At 69.8% G+C, this 24,752-nt stretch carries 21 protein-coding genes and 1 tRNA gene; 15 read left to right on the forward strand and 7 right to left on the reverse strand.

The window, feature by feature from the left end:
- The first annotated feature begins 35 nt into the window (after positions 1-35).
- From desA to ACHBTE_RS20830, 4 genes are read left to right on the forward strand one after another with little or no spacing between them, the layout of a single operon-like run.
- Positions 36-1,478, forward strand: a complete 1,443-nt coding sequence (gene desA, locus ACHBTE_RS20815) for a lysine decarboxylase DesA (RefSeq protein ID WP_394725486.1) — start codon at positions 36-38, stop codon at positions 1,476-1,478.
- Complete coding sequence (locus ACHBTE_RS20820) at positions 1,462-2,745, forward strand: lysine N(6)-hydroxylase/L-ornithine N(5)-oxygenase family protein (RefSeq protein ID WP_394725487.1); 1,284 nt, start codon at positions 1,462-1,464, stop codon at positions 2,743-2,745. The genes desA and ACHBTE_RS20820 overlap by 17 nt, the downstream gene beginning before the upstream one ends.
- Positions 2,742-3,296 carry a GNAT family N-acetyltransferase gene (locus ACHBTE_RS20825; protein ID WP_394725488.1) on the forward strand — a complete coding sequence of 185 codons (555 nt, stop codon included), beginning with the start codon at positions 2,742-2,744 and terminating at the stop codon, positions 3,294-3,296. Before ACHBTE_RS20820 ends, ACHBTE_RS20825 begins: the two co-directional genes overlap by 4 nt.
- On the forward strand, positions 3,293-5,065 hold the full coding sequence (locus ACHBTE_RS20830) for an IucA/IucC family protein (protein ID WP_394725489.1): 1,773 nt from the start codon (positions 3,293-3,295) through the stop codon (positions 5,063-5,065). The genes ACHBTE_RS20825 and ACHBTE_RS20830 overlap by 4 nt, the downstream gene beginning before the upstream one ends.
- Positions 5,066-5,195: 130 nt before the next feature.
- On the opposite strand, the gene ACHBTE_RS20835 is transcribed toward ACHBTE_RS20830, so the two are convergent.
- Entirely contained in the window at positions 5,196-6,770 is a 1,575-nt protein-coding gene (locus tag ACHBTE_RS20835; protein ID WP_394725490.1) for a beta-N-acetylhexosaminidase, read from the reverse strand.
- Positions 6,771-6,865: 95 nt separating this feature from the next.
- On the opposite strand from ACHBTE_RS20835, the gene ACHBTE_RS20840 reads away from it, so the two are divergent.
- The 3 genes from ACHBTE_RS20840 (at position 6,866) to glmS (ending at position 9,975) form a co-directional block, all read left to right on the forward strand.
- Positions 6,866-7,753, forward strand: coding sequence for a DUF4429 domain-containing protein (locus ACHBTE_RS20840; RefSeq protein ID WP_394725491.1), 888 nt, complete (start codon positions 6,866-6,868; stop codon positions 7,751-7,753).
- 132 nt (positions 7,754-7,885) lie between these two features.
- Complete coding sequence (locus tag ACHBTE_RS20845; protein WP_394725492.1) at positions 7,886-8,143, forward strand: hypothetical protein; 258 nt, start codon at positions 7,886-7,888, stop codon at positions 8,141-8,143.
- 14 nt (positions 8,144-8,157) lie between these two features.
- Entirely contained in the window at positions 8,158-9,975 is a 1,818-nt protein-coding gene (gene glmS, locus ACHBTE_RS20850) for a glutamine--fructose-6-phosphate transaminase (isomerizing) (protein ID WP_394725493.1), read from the forward strand.
- A gap of 169 nt (positions 9,976-10,144) precedes the next feature.
- On the opposite strand, the gene ACHBTE_RS20855 is transcribed toward glmS, so the two are convergent.
- Positions 10,145-10,711 (reverse strand): GPR1/FUN34/YaaH family transporter, encoded by a 567-nt coding sequence (locus tag ACHBTE_RS20855; protein WP_394725494.1) that lies wholly within the window; start codon positions 10,709-10,711, stop codon positions 10,145-10,147.
- 151 nt (positions 10,712-10,862) lie between these two features.
- Positions 10,863-11,390 (reverse strand): universal stress protein, encoded by a 528-nt coding sequence (locus ACHBTE_RS20860; RefSeq protein ID WP_394725495.1) that lies wholly within the window; start codon positions 11,388-11,390, stop codon positions 10,863-10,865.
- 358 nt (positions 11,391-11,748) lie between these two features.
- Here ACHBTE_RS20860 and ACHBTE_RS20865 point away from each other — a divergent pair, with 358 nt between their 5' ends.
- From ACHBTE_RS20865 to ACHBTE_RS20880, 4 genes are all read left to right on the forward strand, one after another.
- On the forward strand, positions 11,749-12,063 hold the full coding sequence (locus ACHBTE_RS20865) for a hypothetical protein (RefSeq protein WP_394725496.1): 315 nt from the start codon (positions 11,749-11,751) through the stop codon (positions 12,061-12,063).
- A gap of 377 nt (positions 12,064-12,440) precedes the next feature.
- Positions 12,441-13,670 carry a GlxA family transcriptional regulator gene (locus ACHBTE_RS20870; protein ID WP_394725497.1) on the forward strand — a complete coding sequence of 410 codons (1,230 nt, stop codon included), beginning with the start codon at positions 12,441-12,443 and terminating at the stop codon, positions 13,668-13,670.
- A 151-nt stretch (positions 13,671-13,821) separates the two neighbouring features.
- On the forward strand, positions 13,822-14,424 hold the full coding sequence (gene orn / locus ACHBTE_RS20875) for an oligoribonuclease (protein WP_394725498.1): 603 nt from the start codon (positions 13,822-13,824) through the stop codon (positions 14,422-14,424).
- A 116-nt stretch (positions 14,425-14,540) separates the two neighbouring features.
- Positions 14,541-14,613 (forward strand) — tRNA-His (locus tag ACHBTE_RS20880).
- Between the two features lie 100 nt (positions 14,614-14,713).
- Here the strand turns inward: ACHBTE_RS20880 and ACHBTE_RS20885 are convergent.
- Positions 14,714-15,769 (reverse strand): LacI family DNA-binding transcriptional regulator, encoded by a 1,056-nt coding sequence (locus tag ACHBTE_RS20885; RefSeq protein ID WP_394725499.1) that lies wholly within the window; start codon positions 15,767-15,769, stop codon positions 14,714-14,716.
- A 383-nt stretch (positions 15,770-16,152) separates the two neighbouring features.
- Here ACHBTE_RS20885 and ACHBTE_RS20890 point away from each other — a divergent pair, with 383 nt between their 5' ends.
- The 4 genes from ACHBTE_RS20890 (at position 16,153) to ACHBTE_RS20905 (ending at position 20,967) form a co-directional block, all read left to right on the forward strand.
- Positions 16,153-17,478: an ABC transporter substrate-binding protein gene (locus ACHBTE_RS20890; protein ID WP_394725500.1), complete on the forward strand. Its 1,326-nt coding sequence runs from the start codon at positions 16,153-16,155 to the stop codon at positions 17,476-17,478.
- Positions 17,475-18,503: a carbohydrate ABC transporter permease gene (locus ACHBTE_RS20895; protein ID WP_394725501.1), complete on the forward strand. Its 1,029-nt coding sequence runs from the start codon at positions 17,475-17,477 to the stop codon at positions 18,501-18,503. Before ACHBTE_RS20890 ends, ACHBTE_RS20895 begins: the two co-directional genes overlap by 4 nt.
- Entirely contained in the window at positions 18,500-19,402 is a 903-nt protein-coding gene (locus ACHBTE_RS20900; RefSeq protein WP_394725502.1) for a carbohydrate ABC transporter permease, read from the forward strand. The genes ACHBTE_RS20895 and ACHBTE_RS20900 overlap by 4 nt, the downstream gene beginning before the upstream one ends.
- Positions 19,403-19,536: 134 nt before the next feature.
- Complete coding sequence (locus ACHBTE_RS20905; RefSeq protein ID WP_394725503.1) at positions 19,537-20,967, forward strand: GH1 family beta-glucosidase; 1,431 nt, start codon at positions 19,537-19,539, stop codon at positions 20,965-20,967.
- Between the two features lie 77 nt (positions 20,968-21,044).
- Here the strand turns inward: ACHBTE_RS20905 and ACHBTE_RS20910 are convergent, their stop codons facing one another.
- The 3 genes from ACHBTE_RS20910 to ACHBTE_RS20920 all read right to left on the reverse strand — a co-directional run bounded on the left by ACHBTE_RS20910 (position 21,045) and on the right by ACHBTE_RS20920 (position 24,729).
- A complete protein-coding gene (locus tag ACHBTE_RS20910) occupies positions 21,045-22,517 on the reverse strand; it encodes a cellulose binding domain-containing protein (protein WP_394725504.1) in 1,473 nt (490 codons plus the stop codon).
- 107 nt (positions 22,518-22,624) lie between these two features.
- The gene (locus tag ACHBTE_RS20915; RefSeq protein ID WP_394725505.1) at positions 22,625-24,028 is read right to left on the reverse strand and encodes a sensor histidine kinase; all 1,404 of its coding nucleotides are present in this window, start codon (positions 24,026-24,028) and stop codon (positions 22,625-22,627) included.
- Positions 24,025-24,729, reverse strand: a complete 705-nt coding sequence (locus ACHBTE_RS20920) for a response regulator transcription factor (RefSeq protein WP_394725506.1) — start codon at positions 24,727-24,729, stop codon at positions 24,025-24,027. Before ACHBTE_RS20920 ends, ACHBTE_RS20915 begins: the two co-directional genes overlap by 4 nt.
- Positions 24,730-24,752 lie beyond the last annotated feature (23 nt).

Genomic DNA, 24,752 nt, shown 5'->3' on the forward strand with positions numbered 1-24,752 from the left:
CACTTCACGGCCCGTCCCCACCGGAGGACCTCCCCATGCGCTCGCACCTGCTCAACGACACGACCGCGGAGCAGTACCGCCGTTCCGTGACCGAAGGTATCGAGCGGGTGGCGGCCAAACTCGCCACCACCGACCGTCCGTTCACCGGCGTCACGGTCGACGCCCTCGCCGCCGGCATCGACGCGATCGACCTCGACAAGCCGCTGCTCGACACCACTGCGGTCCTCGACGAGCTGGAGGACGTCTACCTCCGGGACGCGATCTACTTCCACCACCCCCGCTACCTCGCCCACCTCAACTGCCCGGTCGTCATCCCGGCCGTGCTCGGCGAGGCGATCCTGTCCGCCGTCAACTCCTCCCTGGACACCTGGGACCAGTCGGCCGGCGGCACCCTCATCGAGCGCAAGCTCATCGACTGGACGACCGAGCGCATCGGTCTCGGCCCGGCCGCCGACGGCGTGTTCACCTCCGGCGGCACCCAGTCCAACCTCCAGGCCCTGCTGCTGGCCCGTGAGGAAGCGAAGACCGACAACCTCGCCGACCTGCGCATCTTCGCCTCCGAGGTCAGCCACTTCAGCGTGAAGAAGTCCGCGAAGCTCCTCGGGCTCGGCCAGGACGCCGTGGTCTCCATCCCCGTCGACAACGACAAGCGCATGCAGACCGTCGCGCTCGCCCATGAGCTGGAGCGCTGCAAGAAGGACGGACTGGTGCCCATGGCCGTCGTCGCCACCGCCGGCACCACCGACTTCGGCTCCATCGACCCGCTGCCCGAGATCGCCGAGCTGTGCGAGCAGTTCGGCACCTGGATGCATGTCGACGCCGCCTACGGCTGCGGTCTGCTGGCCTCCGTGAAGTACCGGGGCCGCATCGACGGCATCGAGCGCGCCGACTCGGTCACCGTCGACTACCACAAGTCCTTCTTCCAGCCGGTGAGTTCGTCCGCCGTGCTGGTCCGCGACGCCGCCACCTTGCGGCACGCCACCTACCACGCGGAGTACCTCAACCCGCGCCGTATGGTCACCGAGCGCATTCCCAACCAGGTCGACAAGTCCCTCCAGACCACCCGCCGCTTCGACGCGCTCAAGCTGTGGGTCACCCTGCGCACGATGGGCGCCGACGGCATCGGGCAGCTCTTCGACGAGGTCTGCGACCTGGCCGTTCAGGGCTGGCAGCTGCTGGCCGCCGACCCGCGTTTCGACGTCGTGGTCGAGCCGACCCTGTCCACCCTGGTCTTCCGCTACATACCGGCGTCCGTCACCGACCCCGCCGAGATCGACCGCGCCAACCTGTACGCCCGCAAGGCCCTGTTCGCCTCCGGCGACGCGGTGGTAGCGGGCACGAAGGTCCAGGGTCGCCACTATCTGAAGTTCACCCTGCTCAACCCCGAGACGACCACCGAAGACATCGCCGTCGTCCTCGATCTGATCGCCGGCCACGCCGAGCAGTACCTGGGAGAGTCCCTTGACCGCGCGTCCTGAAAACCCGACCAAGACCCATGACTTCGTGGGGATCGGGCTCGGCCCGTTCAACCTCGGCCTCGCCTGTCTGACCGAGCCGATCGACGAGCTCGACGGCGTCTTCCTGGAGTCGAAGCCCGACTTCGAGTGGCACGCGGGCATGTTCCTGGACGGCGCCCACCTCCAGACGCCGTTCATGTCCGACCTGGTCACCCTCGCCGACCCGACCTCGCCGTACTCCTTCCTGAACTATCTGAAGGAGAAGGGCCGGCTGTACTCGTTCTACATCCGCGAGAACTTCTACCCGCTGCGGGTCGAGTACGACGACTACTGCCGCTGGGCCGCGAACAGGCTGAGCAGCGTCCGCTTCGGCACGACGGTGACGGAGGTGACGTACCAGGACGAGGACCAGGTCTACGTCGTACGGACCACCGCCGGTGACACCTACCGGGCCCGTCACCTCGTCCTCGGCACCGGCACCCCGCCCCACATACCCGAGGCCTGCCAGGGGCTGGGCGGCGACTTCATCCACAACTCCCGCTATCTCCAGCACAAGGCGGAGCTCCAGAAGAAGGAGTCGATCACGCTGGTCGGCTCCGGGCAGTCCGCGGCCGAGATCTACTACGACCTGCTCAGCGAGATCGACGTCCACGGCTACCGGCTGAACTGGGTCACCCGCTCCCCGCGCTTCTTCCCGCTGGAGTACACCAAGCTCACGCTGGAGATGACCTCCCCGGAGTACGTCGACTACTTCCGCGAGCTCCCGGAGGCCACCCGCTACCGGCTCACCGCCGAGCAGAAGGGCCTGTTCAAGGGCATCGACGGCGATCTGATCAACGAGATCTTCGACCTGCTCTACCAGAAGAACCTCGGCGGTCCCGTGCCCACCCGTCTGCTCACCAACTCCGCGCTCACCGGCGCGACGTACGAGAACGGCACGTACACCCTCTCCTTCCGTCAGGAGGAGCAGCTCAAGGACTTCGAGCTCGCCTCGCAGGGCCTGGTCCTGGCCACCGGCTACAAGTACGCCGAGCCCGAGTTCCTCGCACCCGTGCGGGACCGTCTGGTCTACGACTCCCAGGGCAACTTCGACGTCGCCCGCAACTACGCGATCGACGTCACCGGCCGCGGTGTGTTCCTCCAGAACGCCGGCGTCCACACGCACAGCATCACCAGCCCCGACCTGGGGATGGGCCCCTACCGCAACGCGTACATCATCCGCGAGCTGCTCGGCACCGAGTACTACCCGGTCGAGAAGACGATCGCGTTCCAGGAGTTCTCGGCATGACCATCGGCACGTTCACTTTCCGCCCGCTCGACCCTCTGAAGGACGCCGAGCTGCTGCACCGCTGGGTCACCGACCCCAAGGCGGCGTTCTGGATGATGCAGGACGCCAAACTCCAGGACGTGGAGCGCGAGTACATGCGCATCGCGGCCCATGAGCACCACCACGCCTTCCTGGGCCTGCACGACGGCGAACCGGCCTTCCTGATGGAGAGCTACGACCCCCGGTACGTCGAGCTGGTCGGCCTGTACGACCCCGAGCCCGGCGATGTCGGCATGCACTTCCTGGTCGCCCCGACCGACCGGCCGATCAGCGGCTTCACCAGGGCCGTCATCACCGCCGTGATGGAGGAGCTGTTCGCCGACCCGCGCACCCGGCGGGTCGTGGTCGAGCCCGACGTGTCCAACAAGGCCGTGCACGCGCTGAACGAGGCCGTCGGCTTCGTGCCCGTGCGTGAGATCGACAAGCCGGAGAAGCGCGCGCTGCTGAGCTTCTGCACGCGTGACCGCTTCTTCAACAGGCCCAGCCTGGCCGCCCGAGGAGTATCTGTATGACCCTGTCCGACGCCGTAGCGCATCTGTCCCCCCACCGCTGGGCGCGGGCCAACCGCCTCCTGATCCGCAAGGCCCTCGCCGAGTTCGCCCACGAGCGGCTCCTCACGCCGGAGGGGTCCGGCGACGGCGCGTACGTCGTCCGCAGCGACGACGGCCTGACGCGGTACACCTTCACCGCGGTGATCCGCGCCCTCGACCACTGGCAGGTCGACGCCGACTCGATCACCCGCCACCGTGACGGCGCCGAACTCCCGCTCGCCGCCCTGGACTTCTTCATCGAGCTCCAAAAATCCCTGGGCCTGAGCGACGAGATCCTGCCCGTCTACCTGGAGGAGATCTCCTCCACCCTTTCCGGCACCTGCTACAAGCTCACCAAGCCGCAGATCCCGGTCGCCGAGCTGGCCAAGAGCGGCTTCCAGGCCATCGAGACCGGCATGACCGAGGGCCACCCCTGCTTCGTCGCCAACAACGGACGGCTCGGCTTCGGCATCCACGAGTACCTGTCGTACGCTCCCGAGACCGCGAGCCCCGTCCGGCTGGTGTGGCTCGCGGCCCACCGCTCCCGCGCGGCGTTCACCGCCGGGGTCGGCATCGACTACGAGTCCTTCGTACGCCAGGAGCTGGGCGAGGTGACCGTCGAGCGCTTCCATGGCGTCCTGGGCGAGCGGGGCCTCGACCCCGCCGAGTACCTCCTCATCCCGGTGCACCCCTGGCAGTGGTGGAACAAGCTCGCCGTCACCTTCGCCGCCGAGGTGGCCCGCGGGCACCTCGTCGTACTGGGCGAGGGCGACGACGAGTATCTGGCACAGCAGTCCATCCGGACCTTCTTCAACACCACAAGCCCCGAGAAGCACTATGTGAAGACGGCCCTGTCCGTCATCAACATGGGCTTCATGCGCGGCCTTTCGGCCGCCTACATGGAGGCCACGCCCGCCATCAACGACTGGCTCGCCCAGCTCATCGAGAACGACCCGGTCCTGAGCGCCACCGGACTGTCGATCATCCGCGAGCGCGCCGCCGTCGGCTACCGGCACCTGGAGTACGAGGCCGCGACGGACCGCTACTCGCCGTACCGCAAGATGCTGGCCGCCCTGTGGCGCGAGAGCCCGGTGACGCAGCTCAAGGACGGCGAGTCCCTGGCGACCATGGCCTCGCTGGTCCATGTCGACCACGAGGGCGCGTCCTTCGCGGGCGCCCTGATCGAGCAGTCGGGACTGACGCCCACGCAGTGGCTGCGCCGCTACCTCCGGGCGTACTTCACCCCGCTCCTGCACAGCTTCTACGCCTACGACCTGGTGTTCATGCCGCACGGCGAGAACGTCATCCTCGTCCTGAAGGACGGTGTCGTCGAGCGCGCGATCTACAAGGACATCGCCGAGGAGATCGCCGTCATGGACCCGGACGCGGTGCTGCCGCCGACGGTCGAGCGGCTGCGCGTGGACGTGCCGGAGGACAAGAAGCTCCTGTCGATCTTCACGGACGTCTTCGACTGCTTCTTCCGCTTCCTCGCCGCGAACCTGGCCGCCGAGGGGATCCTCACGGAGGACGACTTCTGGGGCACGGTCGCCGAGGTCACCCGGGACTACCAGCACTCGGTGCCCGAACTCGCCGAGAAGTTCGAGCGGTACGACATGTTCGCCCCCGAGTTCGCGCTGTCCTGCCTCAACCGCCTCCAGCTGCGCAACAACGAGCAGATGGTGGACCTGTCGGACCCGGCGGGCGCCCTCCAGCTGGTCGGCAACCTGAGGAACCCCATCGCGGGGCTCTGACACAGACAGGCGTGCACCCCCGGAGTACGGTCCTCCGGGGGTGCACGTCTATACGTCCGGGGCGTGCGCGCCCCATTCTTCTAGGGGCGCGGGGAACTGCGCGACAAGCCCCCACCGGCCCGCAGAAAAATCACCAGGGAACCTGCGGCGACCGGTAGAACCCGATCCCCAACGCCTCCCACCGCTCAGCCTGCGCAGCAAGCCGCACCTTGTAGGCGTCCCAGTCATGCGTGGCGGCCGGCGACCACCCCAGCTCGGCCACCCCCGGCAGCCTCGGGAACGCCATGTACTCCAGGTCGGCCGACTTGCTGAGCGTCTCCGTCCACAGGGGAGCCTCCACGCCCCGGATCGCCGAGGCGGGCGCCCCCGGCAGATAGCTGCCCGGATCCCAGTCGTACGACCGCTTCACCTCGACCAGACCTGCCCAGTCCAGCCCCAGCGGAGTGTCGGCCGTGTACTTCATGTCGAGGTAGATCCGGTCGGCCGGGGAGAGGACGATCCCGGTCCCGTTCCGCGCGGCGGCCGCGACCTGCGCCTTCTCCTGCGCACTGGTGCCGTCCAGTCCCCAGTACTGCGCGAGGGCGCCCTTCGCCGGAGTGGCCCCGGTCAGCTGGTGCCACCCGACCACGGTCTTGCCGTACCGGGCGACGACCGGCTGGACGCGCTCCATGAACGTCACATAGTCCTCGTGGCTGGTGGAGTGCGCCTCGTCGCCCCCGATGTGGAGGTACTTGCCCGGCGTGAGCGCGGCGAGCTCGCGGACGACGTCGTCCACGAAGTCGTAGGTGAACTCCTTGCCGACGCACAGCGAGCTGAAGCCGACCTCGGTGCCGGTGTAGAGCGGGGGCGCGACGCCGTCGCAGTTCAGCTCGGCGTAGGAGGCCAGCGCCGCGTTGGTGTGGCCCGGCATGTCGATCTCGGGGACGACCTCGAGATAGCGGGAGGAGGCGTACCGCACGATCTCCTTGTAGTCGGCCTTGGTGTAGTGGCCGCCCGGGCCGCCGCCGACCTGGGTGGAGCCGCCGTAGGCCGCGAGGCGGGGCCAGGAGTCGATGGCGATGCGCCACCCCTGGTCGTCGCTGAGGTGCAGATGCAGCTTGTTGATCTTGTAGAGGGCGAGCTGGTCGATGTAGCGCTTGACCTGGTCGACGGTGAAGAAGTGCCGGGAGACGTCGAGCATCGCGCCGCGCCAGCCGTAGCGCGGGGTGTCCTTGACGGTGCCGCCCGCGACCAGCCAGGGGCCGGGCTGGACGGAGTCCTTCTCGACGGCGGCGGGGAGCAGTTGGCGCAGGGTCTGGACGCCGTGGAAGAGGCCGGCGGGCCGGGCGGCGGTGATGGTGACGCCCTTGCGGCCGCTGTCGAGGCGGTAGCCCTCGGCGCCGAACGCGCCCTTGGCCAGGCGCAGTCGGATGCTGCCGACGGCGTGGGTGGTGACGGGGAGGCGGTAGCCGGTGGAGGGGCGCAGGACGTCGGCGAGGTACTCGCCGATGCGGCGGGCCTCGTGCGACCGGTCGACCCGTATGTGCGTGTCACGGGTGATGCGGTAGGCGGATCCGTTCGCGGTGGCCGACGCGGGCGCGGGGACCACACGGTCGAAGGGGGTGGACGGTGCTGGCTGTGCGGGGGCGGCCCCTGTCACGCAGACGCCCATCGCGACCAGCAGCAGGGAACCGAGAAGGCGGAGCGTTCTGTGGGGGTGTTTCACACGGCCATCTCTCACAAGCGTGTCCCTTCCATGAGCCGTTGAGCTCCAAGAGGTCTGGACCACTCTCTCGTGAGACTGGTGGAACAATCCACCCCATGGCGGAAATCATCCAGAAGGACGGCACGTGGGTCTTCGACGGCGACGCGCTGCGGCTGACCCCCGGACGGGACAAGAACGTCAGCCTGTTCCGCAAGACACTGGGTGAACTGACCGTCCCGCTGGGCGCGTTGGCGGGCGTCTCCTTCGAGCAGGGCAAGAAGTCCGGGCGACTCAGGCTCCGGCTGCGGGACGGTGCAGACCCGCTGTTGCACGCCACCGGCGGCCGGCTCACCGAGCCCCACGACCCGTATCAGCTGATCGTCGAGTCCGACCGCTACGGCGTGGCCGAGTACCTGGTGGACGAGGTGCGCGGCGCCCTGCTGCTCGACCAGGTCCCCGCCGACCCGGTCGACGCGTATCTGCTGCCGGGCCCCTCTGTGCCGCTGTCGGTCTCCGCGGGGGACGGCACCGCGAGCTTCGACGGGGAGCACATCCGTCTGGAGTGGAACTGGAAGACGGAGGACGCCAAGGCCGCCGCCGGCGCCCGCTCCCTCACGCTGGCCGACATCGCGGCCGTGGAGTGGCAGCCGGCGGTGGGCCTGGAGAACGGCCACCTCCGCTTCACCGTGCGCAACGCGCCCACCAAGGCCCCGGCGAAGTACGACCACAACTCCGTGGAGCTGTGGGGCTTCAAGAAGGACCCGTTGATGGCCCTGGTCGCCGCGGCGGTGCAGGCCCGCCTCCCGCACCCGGCCACGGCCACGGCCACCGCGACGGACGTGGCTCAGACACGGCCGCAGCTGCCGTCCCAGGCCGCCGCCACCGAGGACGACCACGACGCCCTGCTGCGCCGGCTGCGCGAACTCGGCGAGCTGCACCGCACGGGGGTGCTGACGGACGAGGAGTTCACGCTGGCCAAGCAGGCCGTCCTCAAGCGGATGTAGGACGGCCCGGGCACGCTGTCCGCAAGGCGTGGCATTCGGCTCCCCCCAACCCCCAGAGAACCCCGAGATACCCTTGCCCGAAATCGGGCAGGATTCTTGCGAACCGATCTCCCATCCCCCAGGATCTACCGAGTGCACGACGACCTTGTTGATCATCTGACCCGCAGCACACCCCTCAGCCGGGGTGAGGCGCTGCGGGTGATCCAGGACGTGCTCGCCTACTTCGACGAGACGACCGAGGACTTCGTCCGTCGCCGCCACCGCGAGCTCCAGGCCCAGGGCCTGGTGAACGCGACGATCTTCGAACGGATCGAGGCGGACCTGAAATACCGGGCGGTGGCACCGCCGGAGCTCACGCTCCGCCAGCTGCGCCGGATCGTCTACGGCTAGGGATACCTATATACATGTGCGGAATCGTCGGATACATCGGGAAGCGTGACGTGGCTCCCCTGCTGCTGGAGGGCCTCCAGCGCCTGGAGTACCGCGGCTACGACTCGGCGGGCATCGTCGTCACCTCCCCGAAGGCGGCGGGCCTGAAGACGGTCAAGGCCAAGGGCCGGGTTCGCGACCTGGAGGCCAAGGTCCCGGCGCGCTTCAAGGGCACGACCGGCATCGCCCACACCCGCTGGGCCACCCACGGCGCCCCCTCCGACGTCAACGCCCACCCGCACCTGGACGCCGAGGGCAGGGTCGCCGTCGTCCACAACGGCATCATCGACAACGCCTCCGACCTGCGCCGCAAGCTGGAGGCGGACGGTGTCGAGTTCCTCTCCGAGACCGACACCGAGGTCCTCGTCCATCTGATCGCCCGCTCCCAGGCCGAGAAGCTCGAGGACAAGGTCCGCGAGACGCTGCGCCTGATCGAGGGCACGTACGGCATCGCCGTGCTGCACGCCGACTTCCCGGACCGCATCGTGGTCGCCCGCAACGGCTCCCCGGTCGTCCTCGGCATCGGCGAGAAGGAGATGTTCGTCGCCTCGGACATCGCCGCCCTGGTCACCCACACGCGGCAGATAGTGACGCTCGACGACGGCGAGATGGCCACGCTGAAGGCCGACGACTTCCGCACCTACACGACGGAGGGCACCCGCACCACGGCCGAGCCCACCACCGTCGAGTGGGAGGCCGCCTCCTACGACATGGGCGGCCACGACACCTACATGCACAAGGAGATCCACGAGCAGGCCGACGCCGTGGACCGCGTGCTGCGCGGCCGCATCGACGACCGCTTCTCCACCGTGCACCTCGGCGGCCTCAACCTGGACGCACGTGAGGCCCGCCGGATCCGCCGCGTGAAGATCCTCGGCTGCGGCACCTCGTACCACGCGGGCCAGATCGGCGCCCAGATGATCGAGGAGCTGGCCCGTATCCCCGCGGACGCCGAGCCCGCCTCCGAGTTCCGCTACCGCAACGCGGTGGTCGACCCCGACACCCTCTACATCGCCGTCTCCCAGTCCGGTGAGACCTACGACGTCCTGGCGGCCGTCCAGGAGCTGAAGCGCAAGGGCGCCCGGGTCCTGGGCATCGTGAACGTCGTGGGCTCGGCGATCGCCCGCGAGGCCGACGGCGGCATCTACGTCCACGCGGGCCCCGAGGTCTGCGTCGTCTCGACGAAGTGCTTCACCAACACGACGGTCGCCTTCGCCCTCCTGGCCCTGCACCTCGGCCGTACCCGCGACCTGTCCGTCCGCGACGGCAAGCGCATCATCGAGGGCCTGCGCAAGCTGCCCGCCCAGATCGCCGAGATCATGAAGCAGGAAGCGGAGATCGAGAAGCTGGCCGCGCAGTACGCCGACGCCCGCTCGATGCTCTTCATCGGCCGCGTCCGCGGCTACCCGGTCGCCCGCGAGGCTTCCCTGAAGCTCAAGGAGGTCTCCTACATCCACGCCGAGGCCTACCCGGCCTCCGAGCTGAAGCACGGCCCGCTGGCCCTGATCGAGCCGGCCCTCCCCACGGTCGCGATCGTCCCCGACGACGACCTCCTGGAGAAGAACCGCGCCGCCATGGAGGAGATCAAGGCCCGCAGCGGCAAGATCCTCGCGGTGGCCCACCAGCATCAGGAGAAGGCCGACCAGACGATCGTCGTCCCCAAGAACGAGGACGAACTCGACCCCATCCTGATGGGCATCCCCCTCCAACTCCTCGCCTACCACACGGCACTGGCGCTCGGCCGGGACATCGACAAGCCCAGGAACCTGGCCAAGTCGGTGACGGTCGAGTAGGACACCCAGGGGCGCGGGGCTGTGCCGAGATGCGGCTCCGCCGCGTGGGCGCGACCGGCCCACACACACCCGCAGCGGCGAACAAAGAGGACGGACCCCCACGTGATGCCACCACTCACGGGGGGTCCGTCATCAACGCCGGGGGCCGCCCAACCCCCGGCCGGCGCAGCTAACCGGTGGCCGTCACTCCCCGGCCCGCAGCGCGTCGCGGAAGTGCCGTCGGCCAGTGGGCCAGTGCCGCGGTCGCCGCGTACCAGGACACCGCCCCCGCGGCGACGGCGAACCAGCCGCCCGCCTCGGTGAGCCCGTCGTTGCCGGCGAACCCGGCTATCGCCATCAGCACCAGGGAGACGAAGAGCAACCCGTAGGTAACCCGGCCGAGTTGGTCGCCACCGGCGAGGGTGAGGGACAGCGCCACGAGGGCGAACAGCAGCAGGAAGAGCCCCGCCGCATTGTCGGAGACCGTCGCGTCGGCGGAGACGGCCCAGGTGAACCAGAGGGCCCCGAGGGCCACGAACGCGGTGCCGTTCGCGGCGTCATGGTCCCGCAGGGCCAGCAGCCCGGCGACGAAGAGGGCAATGCCGCCCACGTACTGGGCGATTGATACGGCGTCAGCAGCCGACACACCGTCGATCACACCGGTGTACCCCAGCCCGAAGGCCAACAGGGTGATACCCAGGGCGAGTCGGCCGACCACGGTGGTGGTTGCGCTTCCCGCAGAGACGTCGTTGTCCACGGCGGGCTCCCTTCATGCATGTGCAGTTGTGCGGTGAGCGATATATGCCCTTCACAAGGGCACAAACACCTCTACGCACGAGTAGATTCATGCACTGCACAAAGAGAGCCGGACCCTTCCCAGGCGCCATCTCACCTGGGCCAACGGCGAGTTACGGAATGACAACGACGGGCCGCTTCGCCCGCTTGGCCAGCCGTCCGGCGACGGAGCCGAAGATCCGGCCGACGAGGCCGTGGGTGGAGCCGACGACGATCGCGTCCGCCTCGTACTCCCGCCCGACCTCCTCGAGTTCATGGCAGATGTCACCGCCGCGCTCGACGAGGATCCAGGGCACCTCGGCCAGATACTCCGCACAGGCCAGTTCGAGGCCGAGCACTTCGGTGCGGTGGTCCGGGACGTCGACGAAGACCGGCGGCTCGCAGCCGGCCCACACCGTGGTGGGCAGCCGGTTGGCGACATGGACGATGATCAGGCCCGACCCGGAGCGATGGGCCATGCCGATGGCGTACGCGAGGGCGCGCTCACTGGAGGTCGAGCCGTCGAAGCCGACGACGACGCCGTGCTTGAAAGCGGGATCGCAGGAGTGGCGTGGCTCGTCCGCCGCCAGGGGCTCGGCCGCCGTGGGATCGGCGACGGGCCGCTTGCGGTCCGCGGGTTCGAAGAATTCGTGACCGGCCATGGCTGTCTCGGCGTATTGATCCTTTTATGGGTGGGCCCGCGAGCGGGGCTCGCTGACGGATGCAGCAGGTGCGGCGGAGCTGTGTCCGGGAAAGGTCTTCCCAACCCCATACCCCAAGGGTACGGCGGCACGCCTCCTTAGCCCAGATACCCGTTCGCGGTCGGTGCGGGTCCCAGGGAGCATGCACGAGGGTGCGCCCGTAACGCAATGGTTGCTGCGGTGTACAGGCGGTTTGCACAGGATTCACGCACCGCTTCGGTCATGACCGCCACTGGGACGGCCCCGCGGCAGTGACCCACCGCCCGCACCGGCGTTGATCACCGTGTCCACCGCCCAGGGAGCCCAGGAGCACGCATCCATGACCGGACCCCGCACCCCCACCGAGGACAGCGCCACCGTGGTCCGGTGGGCGGTGTTCAGCTGCGTCCTGGTCCCGGTGGTCCTCCTCTGGTACGGCACCTCCCTGGCCGGCGCCGCGGGCACCGCGCTCGGCCTCGCGGCCGTGACGGCGGTGTGCCGCGTGCTGCTGCGGGAGTCGGAACGCGGCGCGGCGCGCATGCGGGACGAGGACCGCGTCACCCAGTCCACATCCCGTCGCGGTCGCCATCACCGGACCGGAACCGGAGCCCACAGAGGCGGACGTCACACCGGGGGAAATACACCGGTCGGCTGACCGGTTTCCGCGCACACGAACGCCTGTTTTCAGCCAACTTCCGCGACGCCTGCATCACCCCCTCACAACACCCCCCAACCCCCGTTCCACCTGCACGGAAAGGGTCTCAGGGGACCTGCGCACCCTACGTGGATTGGCCACCGCGACAAGGCGCACTTCCCTGCACGGCCTGGGAGTGCAACGCTTCGTGATCGAATGCTTCACGCCAAGTTGCCAAGTCGACAATGTGCCGAATGCCTAACCGGCCACTGCGGCACGACGCGACACAGTAGATTCGATCTTGACTGTCTACGGCGGGGGACTCGTGCAGGACCGAGGGGAAACGTGCAGGAGCGACACAACCGAGGAGCCGCGACCACCGAGGGGGGCTTAGCAGTATGAGCCACGACTCCACTGCCGCGCCGGAAGCTGCGGCCCGGAAGCTTTCCGGACGACGCCGCAAGGAGATCGTCGCGGTGCTGCTGTTCAGCGGCGGCCCCATCTTCGAGAGTTCCATACCGTTGTCGGTGTTCGGGATTGACCGCCAGGACGCCGGCGTACCGCGCTACCGACTGCTGGTGTGCGGCGGTGAGGAAGGCCCCCTGCGGACCACAGGGGGCCTGGAACTCTCGGCACCACATGGCCTGGAGGCGATCGCACGGGCGGGCACGGTCGTCGTGCCGGCCTGGCGCTCGATCACCTCACCGCCACCGGAGGAGGCGCTCGACGCACTGCGCCGGGCGCACGAGGAAGGCGCCCGCATCGTCGGACTGTGCACCGGCGCCTTCGTGCTCGCCGCGGCCGGGCTGCTGGACGGCCGGCCCGCGACGACCCACTGGATGTACGCGCCGACGCTGGCCAAGCGCTATCCGTCGGTGCATGTGGATCCGCGCGAACTCTTCGTCGACGACGGAGACGTACTGACCTCGGCCGGTACCGCGGCCGGAATCGATCTCTGTCTCCACATCGTGCGGACGGATCACGGCAACGAGGCGGCCGGGGCTCTGGCCCGCCGTCTGGTGGTCCCGCCGCGCCGGTCCGGCGGTCAGGAGCGCTACCTCGATCGATCTTTACCGGAGGAGATCGGCGCCGACCCCCTCGCGGAGGTCGTCGCCTGGGCGCTGGAGCACCTGCACGAGCAGTTCGACGTCGAGACGCTGGCGGCACGCGCGTACATGAGCCGCCGCACCTTCGACCGCCGCTTCCGCTCGCTGACGGGCAGCGCGCCGCTGCAGTGGCTGATCACCCAGCGGGTGCTTCAGGCGCAGCGCCTGCTGGAGACGTCCGACTACTCGGTGGACGAGGTCGCGGGCCGCTGCGGCTTCCGCTCGCCGGTGGCGCTGCGCGGCCACTTCCGCCGCCAGCTCGGCTCGTCGCCGGCCGCCTACCGGGCTGCGTACCGGGCCCGGCGCCCCCAGGGCGAGCGGCCGACCGACCCGGAGCCAACGGTGGGCCACGCCCCGGCGCCCTCGGGCCCGCTGCCGTCGCCGTACCCCGAGGGTGGCCCGGTGCCGCTCCAGACCCGCCGCACCCCGGCGTCGCTTGGCCCGGCCGCGCACGCGGAGCACGGGCGCGAGCTGTACATCGGGGGCCGGGCGCATCTGCCGGGGCAGCGCAGCGGAGCGTGACCTCAGGACGCCGGGCGGGCATCGCGGCCCGCCCGGCGTCGGCGCGCGAGGACTTTTCGTGCCCCGGGCCGGGGCCCGGCGGCACCGCCCTCGCTGCGGCCGACCGCGACGCCGGGAGCTAAAAGGGCGACGCCAGCTTTAGGGTGGTCGCATGAACGATCGCATGGTGTGGATCGACTGCGAGATGACCGGCCTCTCGCTGTCCGACGACGCGCTCATCGAGGTTGCCGCCCTCGTCACCGACTCCGAGCTGAACGTCCTCGGCGAGGGCGTCGACATCGTCATCCGGCCGCCGGACTCGGCGCTGGAGACGATGCCGGAGGTGGTGCGTCAGATGCACACCGCGTCCGGGCTGCTCGCCGAGCTCGCCGGCGGCACGACGCTGGCGGACGCCGAGGAGCAGGTCCTGGCGTATGTACGCGAGCATGTGAAGGAGCCCGGCAAGGCCCCGCTGTGCGGCAACTCCGTCGGCACCGACCGCGGCTTCCTGCTGCGCGACATGCCGACGCTGGAGGACTACCTCCACTACCGGATCGTCGACGTCTCCTCGATCAAGGAGCTGGCGCGCCGCTGGTACCCGCGCGCCTACTTCAACAGCCCCGAGAAGAACGGCAACCACCGCGCCCTCGCCGACATCCGCGAGTCGATCGCCGAACTCCGCTACTACCGCGAGGCCGTCTTCGTACCGCAGCCCGGCCCCGACTCGGACACCGCGAAGTCGATCGCCGCCAAGCACGTACTGCCTGCTCAGTAGGTGTGGGAGGGGGTCGCGGAGGGGCGCCGTAAAAGCTGTGCGCGAGCACCCCTTCGGACCCTGTACACTTTTTCTCGGCCGGTCGGGGACTCCTCGGAAGTCAACCGCCGGTCATGGTGGGTGTAGCTCAGCTGGTAGAGCACCTGGTTGTGGTCCAGGATGTCGCGGGTTCGAGTCCCGTCACTCACCCTGATCGATCAAGGGCCGGCCTGTGCGAACAGGCCGGCCCTTCGTCATGGGCCGACGGCCGCGGCCGAACGTGCCGACGGCCCCGGCCGACGCGCCGTCGTCACGACGACGTACGCGTCACCAACTCCGTGGCCAGCACGACCTGCGGGCGCTCCGGGCCCCGGGAGGCCGCCGGGCGGCGATCGGCGATCTCGGCGAGGAGCAGGTCCAGCATGCGCCGGCCCATGTCCTCGATGGGCTGGCGGACGCTGGTGAGGGGCGGATCCATGTGGCGGGCGATGGCCGAGTCGTCGTAGCCGACGAGGGCCACGTCGTCGGGGATGCGCCGGCCGGCCTCCCGCAGCGTCTGGCGGGCACCCGCCGCCGTCACGTCCGACCCCGCGAAGACCGCGTCCACGTCGGAGCAGCGCTCCAGCAGGGCCGCCATCGCCCGGGCGCCGCCCTCCTCCGTGAAGTCGCCCGCCTCGATGAGCCGCTCGTCCACGCCGAACCCGGCGTCGGTCAGCGCCTCGCGGTAGCCGTCGACGCGGCGCTGGGCGCCGTAGACGTCGAGGCGGCCGGTGATGTGGGCGATGCGGGTGCGGCCACGCGCGAGCAGATGCTCGACGGCCGAGCGGGCGCCGCCGTAGTTGTCCGAGTCGACCGAAGTCAGGGTCTCCGCCGCCGATCTGGGGCCGCTGATCACCGCGGGGATCTCCAACTGGGCCAGCAGATCCGGCAGCGGGTCGTCCGCGTGGACCGAGACCAGCAGCACTCCGTCGACGCGGTGTGCGGCCAGGTACTGGGCCAGCCTGCGGCGTTCACGGTCGCTGCCCGCGAAGATCAGCAGCAGTTGCATCTCGGTGTCGGCGAGTTCGGCACCGACGCCCTTGAGCATGTCCGAGAAGTACGGCTCCGCGAAGAACCGTGTCTCCGGCTCGGGGACGACGAGGGCGATCGCGTCCGTGCGGTTCGCCGCCAGGGCACGGGCCGCGGTGTTCGGGACATAGCCGAGCTCGGCGACCGCGGCCTCGACGGCCGCGCGGGTGGCGTCGCTGACCCGGGGCGAGCCGTTGATCACCCGGGAGACCGTGCCGCGGCCGACGCCCGCGCGGGCCGCCACCTCTTCGAGGGTGGGCCGGCCACCGCTCCGGCTCCGCGCTCCGTGGCCTGCCATGGGGTCCGCCCTCCCGCTGTCATCGTGCCTGGCCTGGAATGTAACAGCCCCGCCCGTCGCCGTGACCGCCCCGGTGGCTCCCGGCCGGGCAGCCCGGATGCGGCCCGGACGGCCTTGTCCCGAAGGGCCGGACGAGCCTGCCGCGGGTCCAGCTAACGGCCGGATAACTGAACGCATCTCTGCGCGTCGACGCCCTTGACACCCCCGCCACGACCGGCGAACCTTCAACACATCACTGATGGGAGCGCTCCCACAGTACCTGACACATACACATCCCGCACGTTCCCCGCCCGAGCCGCAGCGATGCAAGATGTCATTTTCAACGGGCCCGACAAGGAAGCCGTTGGCCGGGGGGTCGGCACGTCAGGCAACAGGAGGACGCAATGCGCACGAGTACCCGCGGGTCCCGCAGGCTGACGACCCTCGCGGTCGTCGCCGCGCTGACGACAGGGCTGCTCGCCGGCTGCGCCGAGGACTCGGACGACGGCTCTTCGAACGAGGGCGGTGGCAACGGCGGCGGCGGCAAGACCACGCTCACCGTGGGCACGTTCGGCACCTTCGGCTACAAGCAGGCCGGCCTCTACGACGAGTACATGAAGCTCAACCCCGACATCACCATCAAGGAGAACGTCACCACCCGCACCGACGTCTACTGGCCCAAGGTCCTCACCCGCCTCCAGGCCGGCTCCGGCACCGACGACATCCAGGCCATCGAAGTCGGCAACATCACCGAGGCCGTGCAGACGCAGGCCGCCAAGTTCGTCGACCTCGGCAAGGAGGTCGACAAGTCCCAGTGGCTGGACTGGAAGAACGCCCAGGCCACCACCCAGGACGGCAAGCTGATAGGTCTCGGCACCGACATCGGCCCGATGGCGATCTGCTACCGCAAGGACCTCTTCGAGAAGGCCGGCCTGGAGACCGACCGCACCAAGCTCGCCGAGCAGTGGAAGGGCGACTGGAACAAGTACGTCGCCCTGGGCGAGGACTACATGAAGAAGGCGCCGAGCGGCACCAAGTTCGTGGACTCGGCCTCCTCCGTCTACAACGCGGTCCTCAACGGCGAGAGCGAGCGGTACTACGACAAGGGCGGCGACGTCGTCTGGGACAAGTCCGCAGGCGTGAAGAAGTCCTGGGACATCGCCATGAAGGTCGCGACCAGCGACATGTCGGCGAAGCTGAAGCAGTTCGACAAGCCGTGGGACCAGGGCTACGCCAACGGCACCTTCGCCACGGTGGCCTGCCCGGCCTGGATGATCGGCTACATCCTGGAGAAGTCCGGTGACTCGGGCAAGGGCAAGTGGGACGTGGCCGTCGCTCCCACCTCCGGCAACTGGGGCGGCTCGTTCCTCGGTGTGCCGACGGCGAGCAAGCACCAGAAGGAGGCCGTCGCCCTGGCGAAGTGGCTGACCGCGCCCGAGCAGCAGGCGAAGGTGTTCGCCAAGCAGGCGAGCTTCCCGTCGACTCCGTCGGCGTACTCGACCCTGAAGCCGGCCGCCGCCACCACCGAGTACTTCTCGAACGCGCCGATCACGGAGATCTTCTCCGCGTCGGCCGAGTCCATCCCGACCACGTACCACGGGCCGAAGGACCAGCCGATCGGCACCGCGATCACCGACATCGGCATCCTCCAGGTCGAGCAGAAGGGCAAGAGCGCCGACGACGCCTGGGACGCGGCGTCCGAGGAGATCAAGGACGTGCTCGGCCAGTGACCAGCCCCAAGCAGGCCCTCGCGCACCCCGCGAGCGCCGACGCCGCGCCCGGTGAGCAGCCGGGCGCGGCCGGCCGCGCGCACGGTCGCGGTACGCCACCTCCGCCGGACCCCGGTTCCTGGCGCAGCCGGCTGTACCGCTGGGACATGAAGGCGTCGCCGTACGCGTTCATCGCCCCCTTCTTCATCGTCTTCGGGGCGTTCTCGCTCGTTCCGCTGCTCTACACGGCCTGGTACTCGCTGCACAACGTGCAGCTGGCCAACCTCGACGGCCAGACCTGGACCGGCCTGGACAACTACCGGAACCTGCTGTCCTCGGACTTCTTCTGGAACGCGCTGTGGAACACCTTCACCATCGGTGTGATCTCCACGGTGCCCCAGCTGCTGATGGCCATCGGCCTGGCGCACATGCTCAACTACCGGCTGCGCGGCTCGACCGTCTGGCGGGTCGTGATGCTGACCCCGTACGCCACGTCGGTGGCGGCGGCGACGCTGGTGTTCGTGCTGCTGTACTCGTGGGACGGCGGCATGATCAACTGGCTGCTGGAGTTCGTCGGGATCGACCCCGTCAACTGGCGTGAGTCCGACTGGGGTTCGCAGTTCGCCGTCTCGTCGATCGTGATCTGGCGCTGGACCGGCTACAACGCGCTGATCTATCTCGCCGCCATGCAGGCCATCCCCGCCGATCTGTACGAGTCGGCCTCCATCGACGGCGCCAACCGCTGGCAGCAGTTCATCCATGTGACGATCCCGCAGCTGCGGCCGACGATCCTGTTCACGGTGGTCGTCTCGACGATCGGCGCGACCCAGCTGTTCGGCGAGCCGCTGCTGTTCGGCGGGGTGAGCGGCTCGAAGGGCGGCTCCGAGCACCAGTACCAGACGCTCGGTCTGTACATGTACGACCAGGGCTGGATCATCGGCAACCTCGGCAAGGCGTCCGCGATCGCCTGGTCGATGTTCCTGATCCTGCTGATCGTCGCCGTGATCCAGCTGCTGATCTCCCGACGGCTGAGGAAGTCCCAATGACCGCAAGTGAACTCACCCGCCCTCGGGCCGAGCAGGACGTGTCGCCCAAGCGGGAGCGGCCCCGGGTGATGGGCGCGGGCAAGCAGCTGCACGCCGGCCCGCTCACCTATGTCGTGCTGTCCGTCTTCGCGCTGGTCTCGCTGGCCCCGCTGGTGTGGACGGCGATCGCGGCCTCGCGCACCGACCGGCGGCTCGCGCAGACCCCGCCGCCGCTGTGGTTCGGCGGGAACCTCTTCAAGAACATGGAGCGGGCGTGGGAGGAGGCCGGGCTCGGCACCGCGATGCTCAACACCACGCTCGTCGCGGGCACGATCACCATCAGCACGGTGCTGTTCGCCACGCTCGCCGGTTTCGCCTTCGCCAAGCTGCGGTTCCGGTTCTCCGGCGTCCTGCTGCTGCTGACGATCGGCACGATGATGATCCCGCCGCAGCTGGCGGTCGTACCCCTCTATCTGTGGATGGCGGACCTCGGCTGGTCGAACCAGCTCCAGACGGTCATCCTGCCGACGCTGTGCACGGCCTTCGGTACGTTCTTCATGCGCCAGTACCTGCTCCAGGCACTGCCGGGCGAGCTGATCGAGGCGGCCCGGGTGGACGGCGCGAGCAGTCTGCGGGTCGTCTGGCATGTGGTCTTCCCGGCCGCGCGGCCCGCGATGGCCGTCCTGGGCCTGCTGACCTTCGTGTTCGCCTGGAACGACTTCCTGTGGCCGATCATCGCCCTGAACCAGGAGAACCCGACCGTGCAGGTCGCCCTCAACTCGCTGGGTACCGGCTATGTCCCCGACCAGGCGGTGATCATGGCGGGCGCGCTGCTCGGCACGCTGCCGCTGCTGATCGCCTTCCTGCTGTTCGGCAAGCAGATCGTGGGCGGCATCATGCAGGGCGCGATCAAGGGTTGACGCCCGCGGCCCCCCGGGGGCCGAGTCACCGCGGCCTCGGCCCCTCGCACCGCCACCCCTCCTTTTCTTCCTCTTCTCATCTTTTCTTCCTCTTCTCACCCGTCGGTCTCCATGACCCCAATGGGAGCGCTTCCATGCCTGAGCCCCTGACCTCCGTGTCCTTTCCCCCCGCCTTCCTCTGGGGAGCGGCCACGTCCGCGTACCAGATCGAGGGGGCGGTGCGGGAGGGCGGTCGCACCCCGTCCATCTGGGACACCTTCAGCCATACGCCGGGCAGGACGGCCGGCGGCGAACACGGTGACATCGCTGTCGACCACTACCACCGCTACCGCGAGGACGTCGCGCTGATGGCCGAACTCGGCCTGAGCGCGTACCGCTTCTCCATCTCCTGGCCGCGCGTGCAGCCGACGGGCCGGGGCCCGGCGGTGCAGGTGGGCCTGGACTTCTACCGCCGTCTGGTCGACGAGCTGCTGGCGCACGGCATCAAGCCCGCCGTCACCCTCTACCACTGGGATCTGCCGCAGGAGCTGGAGGACGCGGGCGGCTGGCCGGAGCGCGAGACGGCGTACCGGTTCGCCGAGTACGCCCAGATCGTCGGCGAGGCCCTCGGCGACCGGGTGGAGCAGTGGATCACGCTCAACGAGCCGTGGTGCAGCGCTTTCCTGGGCTACGGCTCCGGGGTGCACGCGCCCGGCCGGACCGAGCCGATGGCCTCGCTGCGGGCGGCCCACCACCTCAACCTGGCGCATGGGCTCGGCACTTCCGCGCTGCGTGCGGTGATGCCCGCCCGCAACTCGGTGGCGCTCAGCCTCAACTCCGCGACCGTGCGCCCGCTGACCCGGGACCCTGCCGACCTGGCGGCGGCCCGGAAGATCGACGACCTGGCCAACGGGATCTTCCACGGCCCGATCCTGCACGGCGCGTACCCGGAGTCGCTGTACGAGGCGACGGAGCTGGTGACGGACTGGTCCTTCGTCCAGGCCGGTGACCTGGCGGCGATCCGCCGGCCGCTGGACGCGCTGGGCCTGAACTACTACACCCCCGCGCTGGTCTCCGCGACCGACACCGAGCCGAGCGGCGCGCGCGCCGACGGTCATGGGGCGAGTGCCCACTCGCCGTGGCCGGGCGCGGACGATGTGCTGTTCCATCAGACGCCGGGTGAGCGCACGCAGATGGGCTGGAGCATCGACCCGACCGGGCTGCATGAGCTGATCATGCGGTACACCCGGGAGGCGCCGGGCCTGCCGCTCTACATCACCGAGAACGGCGCGGCCTACGACGACAAGCCGGACCCCGACGGCCGCGTCCACGACCCGGAGCGCGTCGCCTATCTGCACGGCCATCTCTCGGAGGTCCGCCGTGCGATCTCCGACGGCGCCGATGTCCGGGGCTACTACCTGTGGTCCCTGATGGACAACTTCGAGTGGGCGTACGGCTACGAGAAGCGGTTCGGCGCGGTGTACGTCGACTACGCCACGCTCGAGCGGACGCCGAAGTCGAGCGCGTACTGGTACGGGAAGGCCGCCCGCACCGGGACGCTGCCGGCGGTGGAGGAGGAACTGTAGCGGCGGGACACACGCGTGCCCCGGCCGGATGGGGGGAAGACCGGCCGGGGCACGCCCCCCGTGGTTCGCCGCTCTGGTCAGTTGTAGGCGGCGAACGCCTTGGAGAACGCGTTCTTCTCCTGGTCGATGGAGCTGCACGTCGCGTCGGCCGCGGGCTTCGGGCCGCCCGGGCAGGACTTGTCACGGGTCGCCGACCACATCGACAGCCAGCCGAGGCCCTTGGACTTGGCGAAGTTCACCAGCTGGGTGGCGTCGTCGACCTTGAAGATCTCGGTGACGACGTCGTTGACGCCGATCATCGGGGTGACGGCGACGGTCTTCCAGGCCGCACTGTCGGAGAGGCCGAGCACGCCCTTGATCTGGGCCTGGGTGGCGGTGGCCGCCTGCTCGGCGTAGGTGCCCATGTCACCGCTGTAGGCGGGGCCGTAGTCCATCGCCATGATGTTGACGGATGTGATCTTCACGCCGTTCTTCTTGGCGTCGGCGAGGAGGTCGACGCCGGGCTGGGTCAGGCCCTCCGGCATGACCGGGAGGGTGAAGGAGACGTCCAGACCGGGGTGCTGCTTCTCCAGCTTGGCTATCGCCTGGGCGCGGCGGGTGTTGGCCGCCTTGTCCGGCAGCGCGCCGCCCTCGACGTCGAAGTCGACCTTGGTCAGCTTGTAAGCCTTCACGACCTTGTCGTACGCCGCCGCCAGGGCGTCCGCCGAGGAGCAGGTCGTGGCCAGCTCGCTGCCGGCCGCGCCGCCGAAGGAGACACGGACGTCGCCGCCCTTGGCGCGCAGATCGCCGATCTGTGCGGCCACCGCGTCGGAGCCGAGGTCGGTGACACCGCCCCACTTCGGGGTACAGCCGCCGCCGTCGGTGACGAAGGCGAGGTTGTAGTCCTTCACGCCGGTCGCCTCGGCGCTCGCCACCAGGTCGAAGGCCGGGTGGAGGGAGGTGTCGACGTACGGGGCGAAGCCGGCCGTGGTGCCCGTCCCGGTGCCGGGGCTCTGCGAGGGCTCGGCGGTGGGGGTCGCGGACTGGGTCGGGGTCGCGGACTGCGTGGGCTCGGCGGTCGGCGTCGGGGTCGGGGTCGGCTTCGGTGACTCGGTCGGACGGCCGCTCGGCTGAGGGGTGGCGGTGTCGTCCGTGGAGCACTTCGCGTCGTCGATCAGACAACCGGTCGGGCTGCCCGTGCCGTTGACCACGAAGCCGACCGTCACCGATTCACCGGCGCCCAGACCGTCGGTGTCCCACTTCGGCGGCGTCACGGTGACGTGCTGTCCGCTCACCCGCGACTCGGCGTTCCACAGGGAGCTCAGCTTGGTCCCCGACGGCAGGTCGAACTCCAGCGTCCAGTCCTTCTTCGCGGCACCGCTGTCGTTCGTGACGACGTACTGGGCGGTGTAACCCGTCGACCATGCACTGGTCTTGGTGTACGCGGCCCCGGTCCCGGCTGCCTGGGCGGTACCGGTGAACACGAGCGCGCCACCGCCGACCACGGCCGCAGCCACGAGAGAGCCGATCGCCTTGTTCCTGCCACTGAGCCTGCGCCGGTGGGTGCTCATCGCGTGTCTGCCTCACTGTTCACGGGGGTGGGTGCGGCAGCACGCTAGCGATCCGGAATCGGGCAAAACTCCTGATCCAGACCGGCGTTGCGGATCTTAGGGCGCGCTTAAGGAAGGGATCGGGGACGGTTAAAGGTCGAGACCAGTCGGCCGGGGCGGCGCCTGCGGACCGCTCCTCGATGCCCTCTGCGTATGGGCGCCCGTCCGTCCAGCTGGATCCAGATCCGCACCTCGGTGCCGCCGAGCACCGACGACCCGATGCGCACGTCCCCGCCCGTCGACTCCGCGAGCCGCCGCACGATGTCCAGCCCGAGCCCGGTCGACCCGTCGCTGCCCGAGCCCCGCCCGCGGGCCATCGCCGCCTCGGGGTCGGATATGCCGGGCCCCGCGTCGGAGACGAGGACGATCACCGCGTCCTCGCCGTTGTGCACGTCGACCGCGAAGGCGGTGCCCTCGGCGGTGTGCCGGAAGACGTTGCCCAGCAGGGCGTCCAGAGCTGCGGCCAGATCCGCCCGGGCCACGGGTATGCGCACCGGCCGGTCCACTCCGGCGACCCGGACCTTGCGGCCCTCGTCCTCCGCCAGCGCCGACCAGAACGCCATGCGCTCACGCACCACTTCGGCCGCGTCGCACCCGGCCCCGGGACCGGCCGCGACCGTCTGCGGCTTGGCCTCCCGGGCGGTACGGATGATGGTGTCGACCTCGCGCTCCAGCTGGGCGACGGCGGCCCTGGTCTGGTCGGCGGCCGGGCCCTCCCCGAGCGATGCCGCGTTCAGCCGCAGCACGGTCAGCGGTGTCCGCAGCCGGTGCGACAGGTCGGCCGCCAGCTCCCGTTCGTTGGCCAGGAGTTGGACGACCTGGTCGGCCATCGAGTTGAACGCCACCGCCGCCAGCCGCAGTTCGGTCGGCCCCTCCTCCGGCACCCGGGCGCCCAGCTTCCCGTCCCCCAGTTCGTGCGCGCCCTCGACCAGGCGCTGGGCGGGCCGCACCATCCGGACGCCCAGCCGGTCGGCGACCGCGACCGAGCCGACGATCAGCGCGACGCCGACCCCGGCGAGCACCGCCCAGGCGGTCGCGAGGCCGTTGGTGACCTCGGCTTCGGGGACGTACACCTCGACGACGGCGATCTCGCCGGTGCTCAGCGCGACCGGCTGGAGCAGCGTGGACCCGCCGGGCACCTCGGAGGTCGAGGCGCGGCCCAGCCGCCGCACGGTCGCGATGTCGCCGTCGGCGGCGCGCTGCCGGCCGAGGTCGACGGCGTCCGTGTCCCCGGAGGCGGGTATGTGCACGGCCATGCCCGCGTCCGACCCGGCCGAGGCGACGACGCGCTCCAGCTGGTCCCGGTCGGTGGTGATGGACAGCGCCGGGGCGACGGCGGCGGCCTCGCGCTCGGCGTTGGAGAAGGCGCGGTCGCGGGCCATCTCCCTGATGACCAGTCCGAGCGGCACGGCGAAGGCGACCACGACCATGGTGGTGACCGCCAGGCAGACCTTGACCAGGGCCCATCTCATCGCGGCAGCCCCTCACCGGGTGGTTCGAGCTTCACACCGACGCCGCGCAGGGTGTGCAGATAGCGCGGTCGCGCGGCGGTCTCGCCGAGCTTGCGCCGCAGCCAGGACAGATGGACGTCGATCGTCTGGTCGTCGCCGTAGGACTGTTGCCAGACCTCGGCGAGCAGTTCCTTGCGGGGGACGACCACCCCGGGCCGGGCGGCCAGGAAGGCGAGGAGGTCGAACTCGCGCCGGGTGAGGTCGAGTCGGGCACCGTCCAGCTCGGCCTGGCGGCGCAGCGGGTCGACGCTGAGGCCGCCGACGCGCAGCACGGCCTCCGGCGGCGCATCACCCGCGGTGGCTCGGGACCGCCGCAGGACCGCCGCCATGCGCGCCGAGAGATGCTCGACCGAGAAGGGCTTGGTGAGGTAGTCGTCCGCCCCGGCGTTCAGCAGCCGGACGATCTCCGTCTCGTCGTCTCGCGCGGTGGCGATGATCACAGGGACGTCGGTGATCCCGCGGAGCATCTTCAGGGCCTCGGAGCCGTCCAGATCGGGCAGTCCCAGGTCCAGTACGACCACGTCGAAACGGAAATGGGCGACCTCGCGCAGCGCCTCCAGCGCCGTCCCGACACTGCGCACGGTGTGCCCCGCGTCGGTCAGGTGCCGGATGAGCGCCGAGCGAACGAACGGATCGTCCTCGACCACGAGCACACTTGCCATGCGCCGCACCGTACGCCATGCGG

Origin of the sequence: Streptomyces sp. M41, from assembly GCF_043673425.1 — a bacterium.
Taxonomy (GTDB): Bacteria; Actinomycetota; Actinomycetes; order Streptomycetales; family Streptomycetaceae; genus Streptomyces.